Origin of the sequence: Spirillospora sp. CA-142024 (genome assembly GCF_050942325.1) — a bacterium.
Lineage (GTDB): Bacteria > Actinomycetota > Actinomycetes > Streptosporangiales > Streptosporangiaceae > Spirillospora.
In genome coordinates this window covers 8,536,517-8,551,883 of the sequence record NZ_CP192077.1, presented here as the reverse complement: position 1 = coordinate 8,551,883, position 15,367 = coordinate 8,536,517, and the positions used below count along the sequence as shown (strand labels likewise).

Genomic DNA, 15,367 nt, shown 5'->3' with positions numbered 1-15,367 from the left:
AACGAAACCGATGGACCCACAGGTCACGCCCCCTTCCGGCGCGCCCGGAAACGGGCCGGGCCCCGGTGGGGGGACGGCCCCCCACGGCGCCCGGAAGAACGAGCCGGAGAACCCGGCGGACCGGCCCGCCCGGCTCGCGGTCGGCGTCGTCGGCGCCGGCCGCGTCGGCACGGCGCTCGGCGCCGCGCTGTCCCGCGCGGGCCACCGCGTGGTCGCCGCGGCCGCCGTCTCCGAACGGTCGCGTGCCCGTGTCGAGGATCGCCTGCCCGGCGCGGACACGGCCCCGCCGCCGGACGTGGTCGCCGTCGCCGACCTGGTGCTGCTGACCGTCCCGGACGACGAGCTGCCCGAACTGGCCGCGGGCCTGGTCTCCGCGGGAGTCCCGGTCACCGGCAAGCTCGTCATGCACACGAGCGGGCGGTACGGGACCGCCGTCCTGGACCCGCTCACCCGTGCGGGCGCGCTGCCGCTGGCCCTGCACCCGGTGATGACGTTCACCGGACGTCCGGACGACGTGAACCGGCTCACCGGCATCTCGTTCGGCGTGACCTCCCCCGAGCCGCTGCGGCCGGTCGCGGAGGCGCTCGTCCTGGAGATGGGCGGCGAGCCCGTCTGGATCACCGAGGAGGCCCGCCCGCTGTACCACGCGGCGCTGGCCGGCGGCGCGAACCACCTGGTCACGCTGGTCATCGAGTCGATGGACCTGCTGGGCCGGGCCGGCGTCGCCGAACCCGGCAGGATGCTCGGCCCGCTGCTCGGCGCCGCCCTCGACAACGGGCTCCGGCTCGGCATCGACGGCCTCACCGGTCCGGTCGCCCGCGGCGACGCGGGCACGGTGGCCGGCCATGTCGCGGAGCTGGCCAAGGTGTCGCCGGAGAGCCGCCGCGCCTACGTGGCGCTGGCCCGCCTCACCGCCGACCGGGCCCTCGGCGCCGGACTGCTCAAGCCCGAGGACGCCGAACGGCTCCTCGAAGCACTGGCCGACTGACGAGGAAGGGGACGGACTTGACACCGGTCGTCGTGCGGACGCGGGAGGAGCTGGCCGAGGCCCGGTCGCGGGTCGAGGGCACGTTGGCGCTCGTCCCGACCATGGGTGCGCTGCACGAGGGGCACCTGTCCTTGATCCGCCAGGCCGGGCGGCGGGCCGGCACGGTCGCGGTCAGCATCTTCGTCAACCCGCTCCAGTTCGGTCCGGGCGAGGACTTCGACCTGTACCCCCGGACGTTCGCCGCCGACCTCGAAGCGTGCGCGGCCGAGGGCGTGGACCTGGTCTTCGCGCCGGGCCGCGAGGTCATGTACCCGGGCGAGCCGCAGGTCACGATCAAGTCGGGGCCGATGGGCGAGGTCGTCGAGGGCGCGGCGCGGCCCGGCCATTTCGACGGGATGCTCACCGTCGTGCTGAAGCTGCTGAACCTCGTCCGCCCCGATGTGGCGATCTTCGGGGAGAAGGACGCGCAGCAGCTCGCGATGATCCGCCGGATGGTCGCCGACCTGAACGTGCCGGTGGAGGTCGTCGGCGGGCCGACCGTCCGCGAGCCGGACGGCCTGGCCCTGTCGAGCCGGAACCGCTACCTCTCCGCGGCGGAGCGCGAGACGGCCCTGGCCCTGTCGCGCGCCCTGCGCGCCGGGGCGGACGCCGCCGCCGCGGGCCCGGACGCCGTGATCGCCGCCGCGAGCGCGGTCCTCGACAAGGCCACGGCCGCCGATCCCCCCCTCGGCCTCGACTACCTGGTCCTCGTCGACCCCTCGACCTTCAAGGCGGTCGCGGGTTCACACGCCGGGCCGGCCGTCCTCGCCGTCGCCGGCCGCGTCGGCGCCACCCACCTGATCGACAACGTTCCCCTCCAGTTCGGCAAGGAGCACTGATGTTCCGGACGATGTTCAAGTCGAAGATCCACCGCGCCACGGTCACCCAGGCGGACCTGCACTACGTCGGCTCGCTGACCATCGACCAGGACCTGATGGACGCCGCCGACCTGCTGCCCGGCGAGCAGGTCTCGATCGTGGACATCGACAACGGCGCCCGGCTGGAGACCTACCTGATCGCGGGCGAGCGCGGCTCCGGCGTCATCGGCATCAACGGCGCGGCGGCCCGCCTCGTCCAGCCGGGCGACCTCGTCATCATCATCAGCTACGCGCAGATGACCGATGCGGAGGCCCGCGAGTTCGTCCCCGCCGTGGTCCACGTCGACCGGTCCAACAAGATCATCTCGCTCGGCTCCGACCCTGCCGAGCCCGTTCCCGGAACCGGCACCACGCGCGGCGACCTCGTCCGCGGCTGACCCGTTCCGGCCGTAGGCGGGGGGCCGGGGGTTCGACCGTTCCGGGGTTAGAGTCATAATGACGAGAACCTCGACCCCGGAGGAGGGCCAAGTGATCCCTTCCGTTCTCCACGCCCCCGCACCCGGCTGGACCGCCGAAACCGACGTCGTCGTCATCGGGTCCGGCATCGCCGGCCTGGTCGCCGCGCTGCGCTGCCGTCCGCAGGGCCGCGTCCTGCTCGTCACCAAGGCCCTCCTGGACGCCGGGTCCACCCGCTGGGCGCAGGGCGGGATCGCCGCCGCGCTCGCGCCCGACGACACGCCGGAGGAGCATCTGGCGGACACCCTGACCGCCGGCGTCGGGCTGTGCGACGAGGACGCCGTCCGGACGCTCGTCACCGAGGGCCCGGACGCGGTCCGCGGGCTGATCGAGCTGGGCGCCGCGTTCGACCGCGCCGGCGACGGCATCGCGCTGACCCGCGAGGGCGGCCACCACCGGCGCCGCATCGCGCACGCCGGCGGCGACGCGACCGGCGCGGAGATCAGCCGCGCCCTCCTCGCCGAGCTCAAGGACTCCGGCGTCGAGGTCATCGAGCACGCGCTGGTCCTCGACCTGCTGAAGGACGCCGCCGGACGCGCCGCCGGGATCACCCTGCACGTCATGGGCGAGGGCCAGCCGGGCGGCGTCGGCGCCGTCCGGGCCCGCGCCGTCGTGCTCGCCACCGGCGGGCTCGGCCAGGTGTTCTCCGCCACGACCAACCCCGAGGTGTCGACGGGCGACGGTGTCGCGCTCGCGCTGCGCGCCGGAGCCGAGGTCGCCGATCTGGAGTTCGTTCAGTTCCACCCGACCGTGCTCTGGCTCGGCGAGGGCGCGACCGGGCAGCAGCCGCTGATCTCCGAGGCCGTCCGGGGCGAGGGCGCCCACCTCGTCGACGACGCCGGAGAGCGCTTCATGGTGGGGCGCCACGAGCTCGCCGAACTCGCCCCGCGTGACGTCGTCGCCAAGGGGATCATGAACCGGATGCACGAGACCGGCGCGTCCCGCATGTTCCTCGACGGCCGGCACTTCGGCGCGGCGATGTGGGAGACGCGGTTCCCGACCATCCTGGCCGTGTGCAGGCATCACGGCATCGACCCGGTGACGGAGCCGATCCCGGTCAGCCCCGCCGCCCACTACGCCAGCGGCGGCGTGCGCACCGACCTGTACGGACGCACATCCGTCCCCGGCCTTTACGCCTGCGGTGAGGTCGCCTGCACCGGCGTCCACGGCGCCAACCGCCTCGCCTCGAACTCCCTCCTGGAGGGCCTCGTCTTCGCCGGCCGAATAGCCACCGCCCTGGCCCGCGATCCAGCCGCCACCCTCCCCACTCCCGGTGAGCGTTTCGGGGCGGGCGGGCTGCTCGGGGCGGAAGCGCGGGGGGAGATTCAGCGGGTCATGACCTCCTACGCGGGGGTGCTGCGCGGAGCGGAAGGGCTGGAGAAGGCCGCCGCCGAGCTGGAGCGGCTCGGGGACGGCCGGAGCGCGGAGCCCGGCGTGGAGGCTTGGGAGGCCACCAACCTGCACACCGTCGCGTCCGCGATCGTGGCGGCGGCGCGGCGGCGGGAGGAGACGCGCGGGAGCCACTGGCGGGAGGACTTCCCCGAGCGTGCGGACGGGACGTGGCGCGGCCACCTCGTCACCCGGCTGGCGGGGAACGCCCTGACGACCACCTACGAACGTCTGGAAGGAAAGCGCTCATGACACCCGAACTCTCGCAGCGGCTGAGCGCCGCCGGGCTCGATCCACAGGCTGTGGAAAACCTCGTCCGGACGGCGCTGGCCGAGGACGGGGAGGTCGACGTCACCAGCACGCCGATCTTCGCACCGGACGACACCGCGGCAGGGGAGCTGCGGGCGCGCGAGGAGGGTGTCGTCGCAGGTGTTCCGGTCGCGTGCGTCGTGTTCGAACTACTGGACGTGGCGTACGAGGCAAGGGCGGCCGACGGTGACCGGGTCGTCCCCGGGCAGGTCCTCATCTCGGTCAGCGGACCGACCAGGGCCGTCCTCAGGGCGGAAAGGACGGCCCTGAACCTCCTCACACACCTGTCCGGAATAGCGACGGCCGCGCGCAGGTGGATGGACGCCATGGAAGGCACCAAGGCCAAAGTCCGCGATACCCGAAAAACCTTCCCCGGCCTGCGGGCCTTGCAGAAGTACGCCGTGCACTGCGGCGGCGGCGTGAACCATCGCATGGGCCTGCAGGACGCCGCCCTCATCAAGGACAACCACATCGCCGCTGCCGGAAGCGTCACCAAGGCGTACGAGGCGATCCGCGCCGTGTACCCGTCCCTGCACATCCAGGTGGAGTGCGACACTCTCGACCAGGTCGAGGAGGCCCTCGCGGTGGGCGCGACGAGCATCCTGCTGGACAACATGACCGACGCCGAGATGACCGAGGCGGTGCGCCTTGTGGCGGGGGAGGCGGAGCTCGAGGCCAGCGGTGGCCTTACCCTGGAGCGGGCCCGAGACGTCGCCGTGACCGGGGTGGACTACCTTGCCGTCGGCGCGCTGACGCACTCGGCGCGCGTGTTCGACATCGGCCTTGACTTCTCCTGACCAGCGGGGACCGGATGCTGCTCACCATCGACGTCGGTAACACCCAGACCGTTCTCGGCCTGTTCGAGGGCGACGAGGTGATCGAGCACTGGCGGATCAACACCGATCCGCGGCGCACCGCCGACGAGATCGCGGTGGTCCTGCAGGGTCTGGTCCAGCAGAGCCCGCTGCTGGCGGAGACCGACATCAGCGGCATCGCGCTGTGCTCCACGGTGCCGTCCGTCCTGCACGAGATGCGGGAGATGTGCCGCCGTTACTACGGCGACGTGTCCGCGGTGATCGTGGAGCCGGGCGTCAAGACCGGCGTCCCGGTCCGGATGGACAACCCCAAGGAGGTCGGCGCCGACCGCATCGTGAACGCGCTCGCGGCCGTCCACACCCACGGCGGTCCGGCGATCGTGGTCGACTTCGGCACCGCCACGACGTTCGACGCCGTCTCCGCCAAGGGCGAGTACGTGGGCGGCGCGATCGCCCCCGGCATCGAGATCTCGATAGACGCGCTGTCGTCGCGCGGCGCGCAGCTCCACAAGATCGAGCTGGCCAGGCCGCGCAACGTGATCGCGAAGAACACCGTCGAGGCGCTGCAGTCCGGGATCATCTTCGGTTTCGCCGGGCAGGTGGACGGCATCGTCGAGCGCATGTCCGAGGAACTCGCCGAGGAACCGGACGAGGTCACGGTCATCGCCACCGGCGGCCTCGCCCCGCTGGTCCTGGAGGAGTCCCGCAGCATCGACGTGTTCGAGCCGTGGCTCACCCTCATCGGCCTCCGCCTCATCTACGAGCGGAACACTCCGTGACGGCCGTCCGCGTCCCGTAGGAGACGTAGGCGAGGCACGCCGCGGCCAGCAGCGCCATGACGATCAGGGCCGCGGTGAGCGGGACGGCTCTGGCCACGACGGTCAGGAACAGCGGCGAGAACATTCCCGCATAGACCAGTGCGTAGGCGGCGGCCGTGAGAGCCGCCAGTTCGCTCGGCGCCGCGATGCGGGCGACCTCGCCGAGCCCGTAGGTCAGCACGAAGCCGTACCCGGTGCCGAGCACGACCGCCGTGACCGCGTTGAGGACGGGCAGATCCCCGGCGACGGTCAGCGCGGCGAGGAGCAGCCCGCCGGTGATCGCGCCGAGTCCCGCGCGGGCGACGAGCCGCGGGTGCCGTGCCTCCAGCCGGCGGGCCACCGGCTGCGCGGCCATGCCGGACGCGAGGGTGAGCGCGGTGATGACGCCCGCGTACACGATCGGCAGATGGCGGACGGGAACGAGCGTCGGCAGCAGCGCGAACGCGCTGACCGGTGCGGCGAACGTCCAGATCGCGACCGGCGCGATCGTCCGCCGGAACGCCGGATGCCGGACGCCCGACAGCCTGGAGGCCCCGGTTGCACCCTCCGGCGAAACGGCCCCTCCGTCCGGCCGGACGCGGGTCTCCGGCACGCGGAAGGCCGGCGGGACCGTCACCAGCATGATCAGCAGGTGCGGCAGATAGGCGGTGACCAGCGGATCCGGCGCCCACTGCGCGACGAGCGCGGAGACCAGCGGGCCCGCCCCGAACCCCGCCGAGACGGCGAGGGCGGTCATCCAGGTCCCCGACACCGGCGTCAGTTCCTTAACCCACGCGGTCCCCGCGGCGAGGACGGCGCCGGTGACGACGCCCGCGAGGAGCCGTCCCGCGTACAGCAGCCCCGGCGCCGCGACGCCCGCCATCAGCACCAGCGTGACCAGCGCGGACAGGCACGCGAACGGCAGCGCGACGCGGCGCCTGCCGTACCGGTCGGACGCGGGCCCGCCGAGGACGAGGCCGGGCACCAGCCCGAGCGCGTACACCCCGAACATCGCCTGCGCGGCGCCGCCGCCGAGGTGCAGCCGCTCGGTGTAGAGGCCGAGCAGCGAGGCGAACTGGTTGGCGCCCCAGCCGACCCCGAACATGATCGACGCGATCGGAAACCACCGGGTCTCTGCCATGACCTCCTGTTTAGGACCCCGCGAAGTGATCCCCGCCGCCGCTTCGCGATTCGTGAACGGCCCCCGGCGGACAAGAGCGGACGAACCGCCAGTTACCGTGACGAACATGGAATTGCGCGAACTGGCCTCCTTCCTCGCGGTCGTGGAGGAGGGGCAGTTCGCCCGGGCGGCGGCACGGCTGTTCCTGTCCCCGCCCGCGGTCACCGCGCACGTCCAGCGGCTCGAACGGGAGCTGGGCGTCCGCCTGCTGGAACGCTCCCCGCTGCGGCTCACCGAGGCGGGCGAACGGCTCGTCCCGCACGCGCGGGCGGCCCTCGCGGCCGTGGACGCCGCCGCGGTCGCCGTCGCCGGCCCGCGCGAGGACGACGATCCTGCGCTGCGCGTCGGCGTGATGGGCCACGGCTCGGCCGAGCTGACCCCGGCCATCGTCCGCGCGTTCCGCCGGGCGTGGCCGCACACCCGGCTGACCATCGCGCCGCTCGACTTCACCGAGCACGTCTCGGCACTGGTCGAGCGCAAGGTGGACGTCGCCTTCGTACGCCCCGCGCCGGACGACGACCGGGTCGAGTGCGACGTGCTCACCACCGAGCCGCGGATCGTCTGCGTCCCGGCGGACGGCCGTTTCACCGAGGCCGGCGCGCTGCGGCTCGCGGACGTCCTCGACCTGCCGATCGTCGCCGTCCCCGACGGCACGCCGGCCGTGTTCACCGACTACCTGTACTTCACCACCGCCGTGAACGGCGAGCTCGGGCGGCGCGGCCCCGACCTGGCGCGCACCCCGCAGGACGTGCTGCACAGCGTCGCCGCCGGCCGCGGCGTCGGGTCCGCGCTGCGGTCGTTCGCGCGCTTCTACCCGTGGCCGGGCGTCCGGTTCCTCCCCATCGTGGACGCGCCGTGGGACAGCAGCGTCCTCGCGACGCGCCGCGGCGACCCCGATCCGCGGGTCCGCGCCTTCCGATCCCTCGCCGCCGCGCTCGCCCGCGATCTCGGCCCCGTCGTCTCCGGCGGACCGCAGCCCGGACCGGGCGACAGTGCGCAAGTCGTTCGCGGGGCACCGGACGGCCTGGATAGCCTTGCGATGTGAGTGACGAGACCTTCGACGAGCTCCCGGAGCAGATGCGCGTGCGCCGGGAGAAGCTCGACCGGCTCCGCGAGAGCGGGATCGACCCCTACCCGGTGACCTTCCCGCGGACGGCGACGACCGCCGAGATCCGCGCGAAACACACCGGCCTGGAGCCGGGCACCGAGACGGGCGAGAAGGCCGGCGTCACCGGACGCGTCATGCTGGTCCGCAACACCGGGAAGCTGTGCTTCGCCACCATCCGCGACGGCTCCGGCGACATCCAGGTCATGCTGTCGCTGGCCAAGGTCGGGCAGGAGCAGCTCGACTTCTGGAAGCGCGAGGTCGACCTCGGCGACCACATCGGCGTCGAGGGCGAGATCATCACGTCCCGCCGCGGCGAGCTGTCGATCATGGCGGACCGGTTCGCGATCACGTCCAAGTGCCTGCGGCCGCTGCCGGAGAAGCACGCCGGGCTGACCGACCCGGAGGCGCGGGTCCGGCAGCGCTACGTCGACCTGATCGTCAACGACGAGGCCCGGAAGACGGCGCGGATCCGCAGCGCCACGGTGCGCGCCGTGCGGGACTTCTGGCACGAGGAGGGCTACCTCGAGGTCGAGACGCCGATGCTCCAGCCGATCCACGGCGGGGCGGCGGCGCGTCCCTTCAAGACGCACATCAACGCCTACGACATGGACCTCTACCTGCGCATCGCGATCGAGCTGTACCTGAAGCGGCTCGTCGTCGGCGGCATCGAGAAGGTCTTCGAGGTCAACCGGAACTTCCGGAACGAGGGCGCGGACTCCACGCACAACCCCGAGTTCACGATGGTGGAGGCGTACGGGACGTACCTCGACTACAACGACATGGCCGACCTGACCCAGCGGATGTACCAGAAGGCGGTCGTCGCCGCCCTCGGCACCACGGTGGTCGTCCATGACGGAACCGAGATCGACCTCGGCCTGGCGGAGTGGCCGCGGATCACGCTGTACGGGTCGGTGTCGGAGGCGCTCGGCGAGGAGGTCATCCCGCACACGCCGATCGAGGCCGTGCGCAAGCTCGCGGACGCCCGCGACATCTCCTGGGACCCCAAGTGGGGGCAGGGCAAGCTCGTCCAGGAGATCTTCGAGGCGCTCGTCGAGCACACCCTAGTCCAGCCCACGTTCGTCATGGACTACCCGGTCGAGACGTCCCCGCTGACCCGCCAGCACCGGGAGGAGCCCCTCCTCACCGAGAAGTGGGACCTGATCGGGTTCGGGACGGAGCTGGGCACCGCCTACTCCGAGCTGGTCGACCCCGTCGAGCAGCGCCGCCGCCTCACCGAGCAGTCGCTGCTCGCCGCGGGCGGCGACCCCGAGGCCATGCAGCTGGACGAGGACTTCCTGCGCGCCCTGGAGTACGCCATGCCGCCCACCGGCGGGATGGGCGCCGGCATCGACCGCATGATCATGGCGTTCACCGGCAAGGGCATCCGCGAGACGATCCTGTTCCCGCTGGTCAAGCCCGAATAGTGACCGGAAGGTCACGCAGCCCGCGCAGGACGAGGTTGTCCCGGTAGACCAGATCGCCGGTGGCGAGGGCCAAGTCGCGTTCGAACAGCTTGCCGAGCGCGACTTGGCCCTCCAGCCGGGCCAGGGGCGCGCCGAGGCAGAAGTGGACGCCGTGGCCGAACGACAGGTGCTTCGGGGTGTCGCGTCCCTCGGTGTAGCGGAGCAGGTCGAGCCGGTCCGGATCCTCGAAAACGGCCGGATCGCGGTTGGCGGCACCGGTCAGGAGCAGGATGAGCTTGCCGCGCTCTAGGAGCGTCCCGTCCAGGTCCACGTCTTCCAAGGCGGACCGTAGCGTGAGCTGGACCGGCGGGTCGTAGCGCAGCAGTTCCTCCACGGCCGCTTGTACGTTCCCGGGCTGCTCCCTGAACAGTGCCAATTGGCCTGGGTCGCGAAGCAGCGCCAACGCGCCGTTCCCGATGAGGTTCACGGTGGTCTCATGTCCCGCTACGAGCAGCAGGACGCACGTGGCGAGTAGTTCCTCCTCCGTGAGGGCGTCTTGGCCGTCAGAGACGCTCACAAGCGCGCTCAGGAGGTCGTCCTGCGGCTCGGCACGGCGCTTCGCGGCCAGTTCCTGGAAGTACGCCCCGAATTGCGCGCGGGCCGCCTCTCGCTGCGCGATCTCGGCCTCCGGCAGCAGGAAGTCGGGGTCGAGCCCGCGCGCGAGGCTGTCCGACCAGCCCTTGAACAGGTCGCGGTCCTCGGGCGGGACGCCGAGCATCTCGCTGATCACGATGACGGGGATCGGATACGCGAGGGTGGCGATCAGGTCGACCTCGCCGGAGACGTCCTCCAGCAGTTCGTCGACGAGCTCCTCGACCCGGGGCCGGAGCCTCTCCACGAGGCGGGGCGTGAACGCCTTGCTGACGAGCCGCCGCAGCCGGGTGTGATCCGGCGGATCCATGGTCAGGAACGACCTGTTCCGCGCCACGGAGCCGCGCCACGGCTCGCCGCCCTCCGGACGGTGCCCGAACCGCGGGTCGCGCAGCACCCGCTCGCTCAGTTCGTAGGACGTGGTGACGCGCAGCCCGACGTCCGTTCGCGTCAGACTCCGCCCGCCCGCCGCGAGCGTTCGGTAATGCGCGTACGGGTCGGCCCGGAAAGCCGGATCGCCCGGATCGAACCCGAGAATCGCCGCCGCACCCGCCTGTCCCGTCCCATCGGCCATGTCCCCAGGGCACCCGAATCTCAGACGGACTGTCAATAGCGTCGGCGGACGGAACCGCTAGGCGCTCTCCCGGATCACGAGATCGGGCCGCTGGACGACCTGCCGGTGCTGGTGCGACTCGCCCTCGCTCATCTCGGCCATCGCCAGCTCGGCGGCCTCCCAGCCGAGCTCGCGGCGCGGCTGCCGGATCGTGGTCAGCGGGACGGCGGCGCTCGCGGCCAGCTCGATGTCGTCGTAGCCGATCACGGCGATGTCCTCGGGGACGCGGACGCCGAGCCGGGTCAGTTCGTTGATCAGGCCGATGGCCAGCAGGTCGTTGGCGCAGAACACGCCGTCCGGCCGCGGCGACAGCGCCATGATCTGGTGCGCCGCCGCCTGGCCCGCGGTCGGGCTCAGCCCGTCCCGGATCACGGTCGAGGGCTTGCCGAGGCCCGCCTCGGCGATCGTGCGGGCCGCTCCGGCGCGGCGCTCGACGCAGGGCTGCGGCTCCGGAACGCCGGTCACGAAGGCGATCCGCCTGCGGCCGATGCCGAGCAGGTGCGCGGCGGCGATCTCACCGCCCGCGACGTGGTCGACCTGGGCGGAGCAGGCGTCGGACGCGTCCCGGTCGATCAGCACCACGCTCATGCCCGCGGCACGGAGCCGGGAGATGTCGCGGCCGCCCAGCCCGACCGGGATGATCAGGACCCCGGCGGCGCGCTGCTCCTGCAGGATTTCCAGCGAACGGCGCTCCTTGGCGGCGGAATGGTCGCTGGAGAACCACAGGGCGTCGTGGCCCGCCGCGTTGAGCGCCGCCTCGGCGCCGTAGGCGACGTCGGTCGCGTACGGATTGGTCAGGTCCTCGACGACGACGCCGAAGGCCCGGCGCGGCTGATCGCCGAACTCGCCCGCGGTGCGTTCCGGCCCCCTGCGGAGCCGGCGCGCGGATTCGTTGCGGACGAATCCGAGCTCCTCGATCGCCGCGCGAACACGGTCACGGGTAGCTTCGGCCACGAGATCTGGCCGGTTTAGGACATTCGAAACGGTCCCAACTGAGACTCCAGCCCGCCTCGCGACCTCACGAATACTGGTCTGTGGCAACTTGCTCCTCGTCCCGGCCCAGGGGCGTTTTCCCAGGTAGTGGAGTTTTGCATGTTGTGGCGCCGAATGCACTGTCACGCATTGTGACCAATCGGGCGCATATTGCCGTTGAATGGCGCTTGACGGGCCGGATCCGGCCGCCTAGCGTTCCGAGCCGAAGCGTAGCTTGAAACGATTCACGATCTTCGTTCACTGGGAGATCGGCGGGTCCGGCGAGAAGGGGCGGGTGCGGATGGCTGGCGACCTCATCCCGTCTCCCTCGGCAGGCCAACGCCTGAATCGTCACCCGGAGTTCCCCCGTACACCCCTGCAATCGGCCATGCGGCCACCTCCGGCCAAGCTCGTGAGACAGAAAAGGAACCCGATGATCTAAGTCCGGAGGGCTCCGGACCCGGCAACCCAACGCGCGTACAGATCAAGGCCAACCCCGTGCCTGTGCAGCGGACGGCTGCATCCCCGCGGTCATCACCACGGACGAGGGAGGACGGAGTGGAAACAGCCACACTCGCACGTCGTGGCACCGACGATTTCGGGCTGAACGAGGAGGAGATCCGGCTGCTCGCCCAGATCGCCAGCGGTGTCACCGCCGATGTGGCGGCACGCAAGCTGGAATTGAGCGCCCGGACCTTGCGGCGCCGGTTGCGGACGATCTGCGACCGGCTGGAGGTCAACACCCCTATCGAGGCCGTGGTGTGGGCGGCCCGAAGGCAGCTCATCTAGCTGTGACACCCCCGACGCTCGCCAGGGGACGGGCGGGCGTCACTCGAAAACCAGGCGGCTCATCCGAATCCCGTCCGACCCCGCAGCGGCGGCGCCGGCAACCTGACAGGTAGGTCCCTGCAGGGGGCGTCGCCGCGGACGGCATTCGGGTCAGAGATCCTGGTCATCCGGGCGCTCAGGACGGACGCGCTCAGAACGGACGCACCCGGTCCCGGTCGCTCGGCTCGGGCGGGCGGGACGATGCCCGCTTCCGGCGGAGGTCCGGGGGTCAGGCCACGCGCACGCCGCCGGCGAAGGGGCGCCCGTCCATCGGAGCGATCTTCACGACGTCGCCGGTCTGCGGCGCGTGCAGCATCTTGCCGTCGCCGACGTACATGCCCATGTGGTGGAGGTCGGAGTAGAAGAACACGAGGTCGCCCGGCTGGAGCTCGCTGCGCGACACGTGCGTGCCGGCGTTCCACTGGCTGCCGGTGTAGTGCGGCAGATTGATGCCGACCTGCTTGTAGGCCCACATCGTCAGGCCGGAGCAGTCGAAGGTGGTCGGCCCGGCGGCGCCCCACACGTACGGGCGGCCGATCTTGCCCATCGCGTACCGGAGCGCCTGCGCCGCCTTGCCGGTGCCGACGACGGGAAGCTTGGTCAGCTGGGTGGGGTCCTTGTCGACGAGCTTGCCGCGGACCTTCTCGTAGGTGTCGGTGACCTTCTTGCGCTGCGACTCCAGCTGCGTCCGCAGGCCCTTCACCTGCGAGGCGCGCGCCTCGGCGGACTTGCGCGCCCGCTGCGCGGACTGCATGGCCTGCATCAGGCCGAGCACCTGGGTGCTGTCCTGCTTGGCGAAGTAGTGGAGGGTGGCGGCCTGGTCGAGGACGGCCTGCGGGTCCTGCGAGGCGACGAAGGAGACCGCGGGGTCGGAGCCGCCCTGCATGTAGCTCGTCGCGGCGAGCGAGCCGACCTTCTGCCGGATCGCCTCCAGCGACTTCTCCTGCCGCTTGGCGTTCTCGGTGGCGACCTTGGCCGCGCGCTGCGACTGCGCGAGCTTGACCTTCAGCCCGTTGTACTGCTCGGTGAGCTGCTCCAGCTGGTCGGCGAGCTTGAGGGCCTTGGACCTGAGCTCCTTGGTGGACGGCTCGGGGTCGGCGTGCGCGACGGCGATCGTGTGCGGGGCGATCGCGTGGGGGGCCGCTGAAAGAACGATGAACGCGCCGGCCAGGGTGGCCGCGCGGCCGCGGAATCGTGAACGGGAAGCAGTCCGCGATCGCTCCACGAATTCTCCTCTCCTTGTCCGCCTACCGGGTTAGCTGACGGGTTCGGGCCGGAGGAGCCCGTCCGCGGGCGCGCGAATACTTCACACGCGGCTGCGGATTCACCCCTTTCGGTTCGTCCGCTCGGGGGCGATCCCCCGAACGTTCCGAAAGTGGGTCCCCGGCTCCCCGGGGCGCTGGTTGCGTCCCGCGGACTCGGCGGTTCGGCCTCGGTGCTGCGGTCGGCCGACGTCAGCGATGGACACTAACGGAACCCGCATTGGATGCCAACCAGAACATGCGAAATTGCAGGTCGTGAGGATGCTGGACGACGGATGCGCCGGGTCCGTCCCGGCTGGTCCCGCGGTGTTCGATAATCTCGTTTGTTTGTGGAAGTCGTGATCCGGCGTGCACGTACCGCCGACGTCCAGGAGATCCGCAGGCTCGTCGACCTGTACGGGTCGGGACGACGCCTGCTGAAGAAGACGACGGTCAAGCTGTACGAGGACGTCCAGGAGTTCTGGGTCGCCGAGGACCTCCAGCACGGGTCGCCCGGGCGGGTCATCGGATGCGGCGCCCTCCACATCATGTGGGAGGACCTGGCGGAGGTCCGCTCGGTCGCCGTGGACAAGGGCTGCGGCGGACGCGGAATCGGGCACCGGATCGTGACCCGCCTCCTGGAAACCGCACGGGAACTCGGTGTGCGAAGGGTGTTCTGCCTTACCTTCGAAGTGGAGTTCTTCGCCCGCCACGGCTTCCAGCCGATCCTGGGGACTCCGGTGGCGCCAGAGGTGTACGAGGAACTTCTCCGCTCCTACGACGAAGGCGTGGCAGAGTTCTTGGACCTCGACCGGGTCAAGCCGAATACGTTGGGCAACACCCGGATGTTGCTTCGCCTGGAGGACTGACCCAAATGAGCGATTCCCCCAACCGCGGGCGGCCCCGTCGGCCCCGACTGCCGCAGCAGGGGCAGGGTTCCTACGGCCCGCCGCCTCCGTACCAAGGTTCGCAATGGCAGCAGCCCCAGCAACAGCAGCAGCCGTCCCAGCAACAGTGGCAGCAGCAAAGGCAGGAGCCGCAGACGCAGCAGTGGGGCGGGCAGCCCTCCTATGAACCCGCCTACGACGAGTACGGCTCCTACGGCGACTCCTACGGCGATGCCGACCTGGCGCTGGCCCCGATCTACCGGCGGGCGGGCGCCCGGATCATCGACAACGCGCTCGTCGCGGTCTTCGGCTTCGCCCTCGTCCTGCCGGTGACGATCGGTGCGTTCGGTCTGGGCAAGCCGGGCAGCAAGACAGAGGACGAGGGCGGTGTGTGGAACTGGCCCATCATCTTCACCCTGTTCTGCGTCCTGTCCGTGCTTCCTTTCATATACGAGGCAGTCCAGTTGTCCATGTGGGGGCGGACGCTTGGTAAGCGCGTCCTGGGTCTCGGCATCGTGCAAGCGCGCCCTGCGGGGAGCCCGCTCACCACGACGCAGGCCGTCTGGCGCGCTGGAATCACCCATGTCGCCTACCAGCTCGGCGTCTTCTTCTTCCTCGTCTTGGCGGTGATGGTGTGGGACTACGCCGCGTACGGGATGGTGCTGGTCTGGGCGGGCGCGCTGATGGCCTACCTGTGGGCGATCTGGGATCAGCCCCTGCACCAGGCGCTGCACGACCGCTTCGCCGGCACGCTCGTCATTGACGAGCGGGTCGGATATGACGAGTACACCGAGTACTCGGAGTAGGGCCGCG

General features: G+C 71.2%; 15 protein-coding genes and 1 riboswitch. Of the genes, 11 read left to right on the top strand and 4 right to left on the bottom strand.

Features of this window, described 5'->3' with window-relative positions; translation table 11 throughout:
• Positions 1–10 precede the first annotated feature (10 nt).
• The 6 genes from ACQPZP_RS40445 (at position 11) to ACQPZP_RS40420 (ending at position 5,653) form a co-directional block, all read left to right on the top strand.
• Entirely contained in the window at positions 11–988 is a 978-nt protein-coding gene (locus ACQPZP_RS40445; RefSeq protein WP_433474893.1) for a Rossmann-like and DUF2520 domain-containing protein, read from the top strand.
• Positions 989–1,005: 17 nt separating this feature from the next.
• On the top strand, positions 1,006–1,866 hold the full coding sequence (gene panC, locus ACQPZP_RS40440) for a pantoate--beta-alanine ligase (protein ID WP_433474892.1): 861 nt from the start codon (positions 1,006–1,008) through the stop codon (positions 1,864–1,866).
• Positions 1,866–2,282, top strand: a complete 417-nt coding sequence (panD, locus tag ACQPZP_RS40435; protein ID WP_433474891.1) for an aspartate 1-decarboxylase — start codon at positions 1,866–1,868, stop codon at positions 2,280–2,282. The genes panC and panD overlap by 1 nt, the downstream gene beginning before the upstream one ends.
• A gap of 91 nt (positions 2,283–2,373) precedes the next feature.
• Positions 2,374–4,002 carry an L-aspartate oxidase gene (locus ACQPZP_RS40430; protein ID WP_433474890.1) on the top strand — a complete coding sequence of 543 codons (1,629 nt, stop codon included), beginning with the start codon at positions 2,374–2,376 and terminating at the stop codon, positions 4,000–4,002.
• The gene (nadC, locus tag ACQPZP_RS40425; RefSeq protein WP_433474889.1) at positions 3,999–4,856 is read left to right on the top strand and encodes a carboxylating nicotinate-nucleotide diphosphorylase; all 858 of its coding nucleotides are present in this window, start codon (positions 3,999–4,001) and stop codon (positions 4,854–4,856) included. The genes ACQPZP_RS40430 and nadC overlap by 4 nt, the downstream gene beginning before the upstream one ends.
• Positions 4,857–4,870: 14 nt before the next feature.
• Positions 4,871–5,653, top strand: a complete 783-nt coding sequence (locus ACQPZP_RS40420) for a type III pantothenate kinase (RefSeq protein ID WP_433464914.1) — start codon at positions 4,871–4,873, stop codon at positions 5,651–5,653.
• Here the strand turns inward: ACQPZP_RS40420 and ACQPZP_RS40415 are convergent.
• A complete protein-coding gene (locus ACQPZP_RS40415; protein ID WP_433474888.1) occupies positions 5,628–6,812 on the bottom strand; it encodes an MFS transporter in 1,185 nt (394 codons plus the stop codon). The two genes, ACQPZP_RS40420 and ACQPZP_RS40415, sit on opposite strands and share 26 nt — an antisense overlap.
• Positions 6,813–6,918: 106 nt before the next feature.
• Between ACQPZP_RS40415 and ACQPZP_RS40410 the strand changes: the two genes are divergently transcribed.
• Both ACQPZP_RS40410 and lysX read left to right on the top strand, forming a co-directional pair.
• A complete protein-coding gene (locus tag ACQPZP_RS40410; protein WP_433474887.1) occupies positions 6,919–7,896 on the top strand; it encodes a LysR family transcriptional regulator in 978 nt (325 codons plus the stop codon).
• Between the two features lie 32 nt (positions 7,897–7,928).
• A complete protein-coding gene (gene lysX, locus ACQPZP_RS40405) occupies positions 7,929–9,383 on the top strand; it encodes a bifunctional lysylphosphatidylglycerol synthetase/lysine--tRNA ligase LysX (RefSeq protein WP_433479757.1) in 1,455 nt (484 codons plus the stop codon).
• Here the strand turns inward: lysX and ACQPZP_RS40400 are convergent.
• Together ACQPZP_RS40400 and ACQPZP_RS40395 are read right to left on the bottom strand one after the other, a co-directional pair.
• Complete coding sequence (locus tag ACQPZP_RS40400; protein WP_433474886.1) at positions 9,370–10,587, bottom strand: cytochrome P450; 1,218 nt, start codon at positions 10,585–10,587, stop codon at positions 9,370–9,372. The genes lysX and ACQPZP_RS40400 overlap by 14 nt on opposite strands.
• 57 nt (positions 10,588–10,644) lie before the next feature.
• Positions 10,645–11,739: a LacI family DNA-binding transcriptional regulator gene (locus tag ACQPZP_RS40395; RefSeq protein ID WP_433474885.1), complete on the bottom strand. Its 1,095-nt coding sequence runs from the start codon at positions 11,737–11,739 to the stop codon at positions 10,645–10,647.
• 417 nt (positions 11,740–12,156) lie between these two features.
• Between ACQPZP_RS40395 and ACQPZP_RS40390 the strand changes: the two genes are divergently transcribed.
• Positions 12,157–12,387, top strand: coding sequence for a LuxR family transcriptional regulator (locus tag ACQPZP_RS40390; RefSeq protein WP_067629094.1), 231 nt, complete (start codon positions 12,157–12,159; stop codon positions 12,385–12,387).
• Positions 12,388–12,655: 268 nt separating this feature from the next.
• Here the strand turns inward: ACQPZP_RS40390 and ACQPZP_RS40385 are convergent, their stop codons facing one another.
• Positions 12,656–13,651, bottom strand: coding sequence for an NlpC/P60 family protein (locus ACQPZP_RS40385; RefSeq protein WP_433474884.1), 996 nt, complete (start codon positions 13,649–13,651; stop codon positions 12,656–12,658).
• Between the two features lie 3 nt (positions 13,652–13,654).
• A riboswitch (cyclic di-AMP (ydaO/yuaA leader) is annotated at positions 13,655–13,860 on the bottom strand.
• A gap of 157 nt (positions 13,861–14,017) precedes the next feature.
• On the opposite strand from ACQPZP_RS40385, the gene ACQPZP_RS40380 reads away from it, so the two are divergent.
• On the top strand, positions 14,018–14,536 hold the full coding sequence (locus tag ACQPZP_RS40380; protein WP_433474883.1) for an amino-acid N-acetyltransferase: 519 nt from the start codon (positions 14,018–14,020) through the stop codon (positions 14,534–14,536).
• Between the two features lie 5 nt (positions 14,537–14,541).
• Entirely contained in the window at positions 14,542–15,360 is an 819-nt protein-coding gene (locus tag ACQPZP_RS40375; RefSeq protein WP_433474882.1) for an RDD family protein, read from the top strand.
• Positions 15,361–15,367 lie beyond the last annotated feature (7 nt).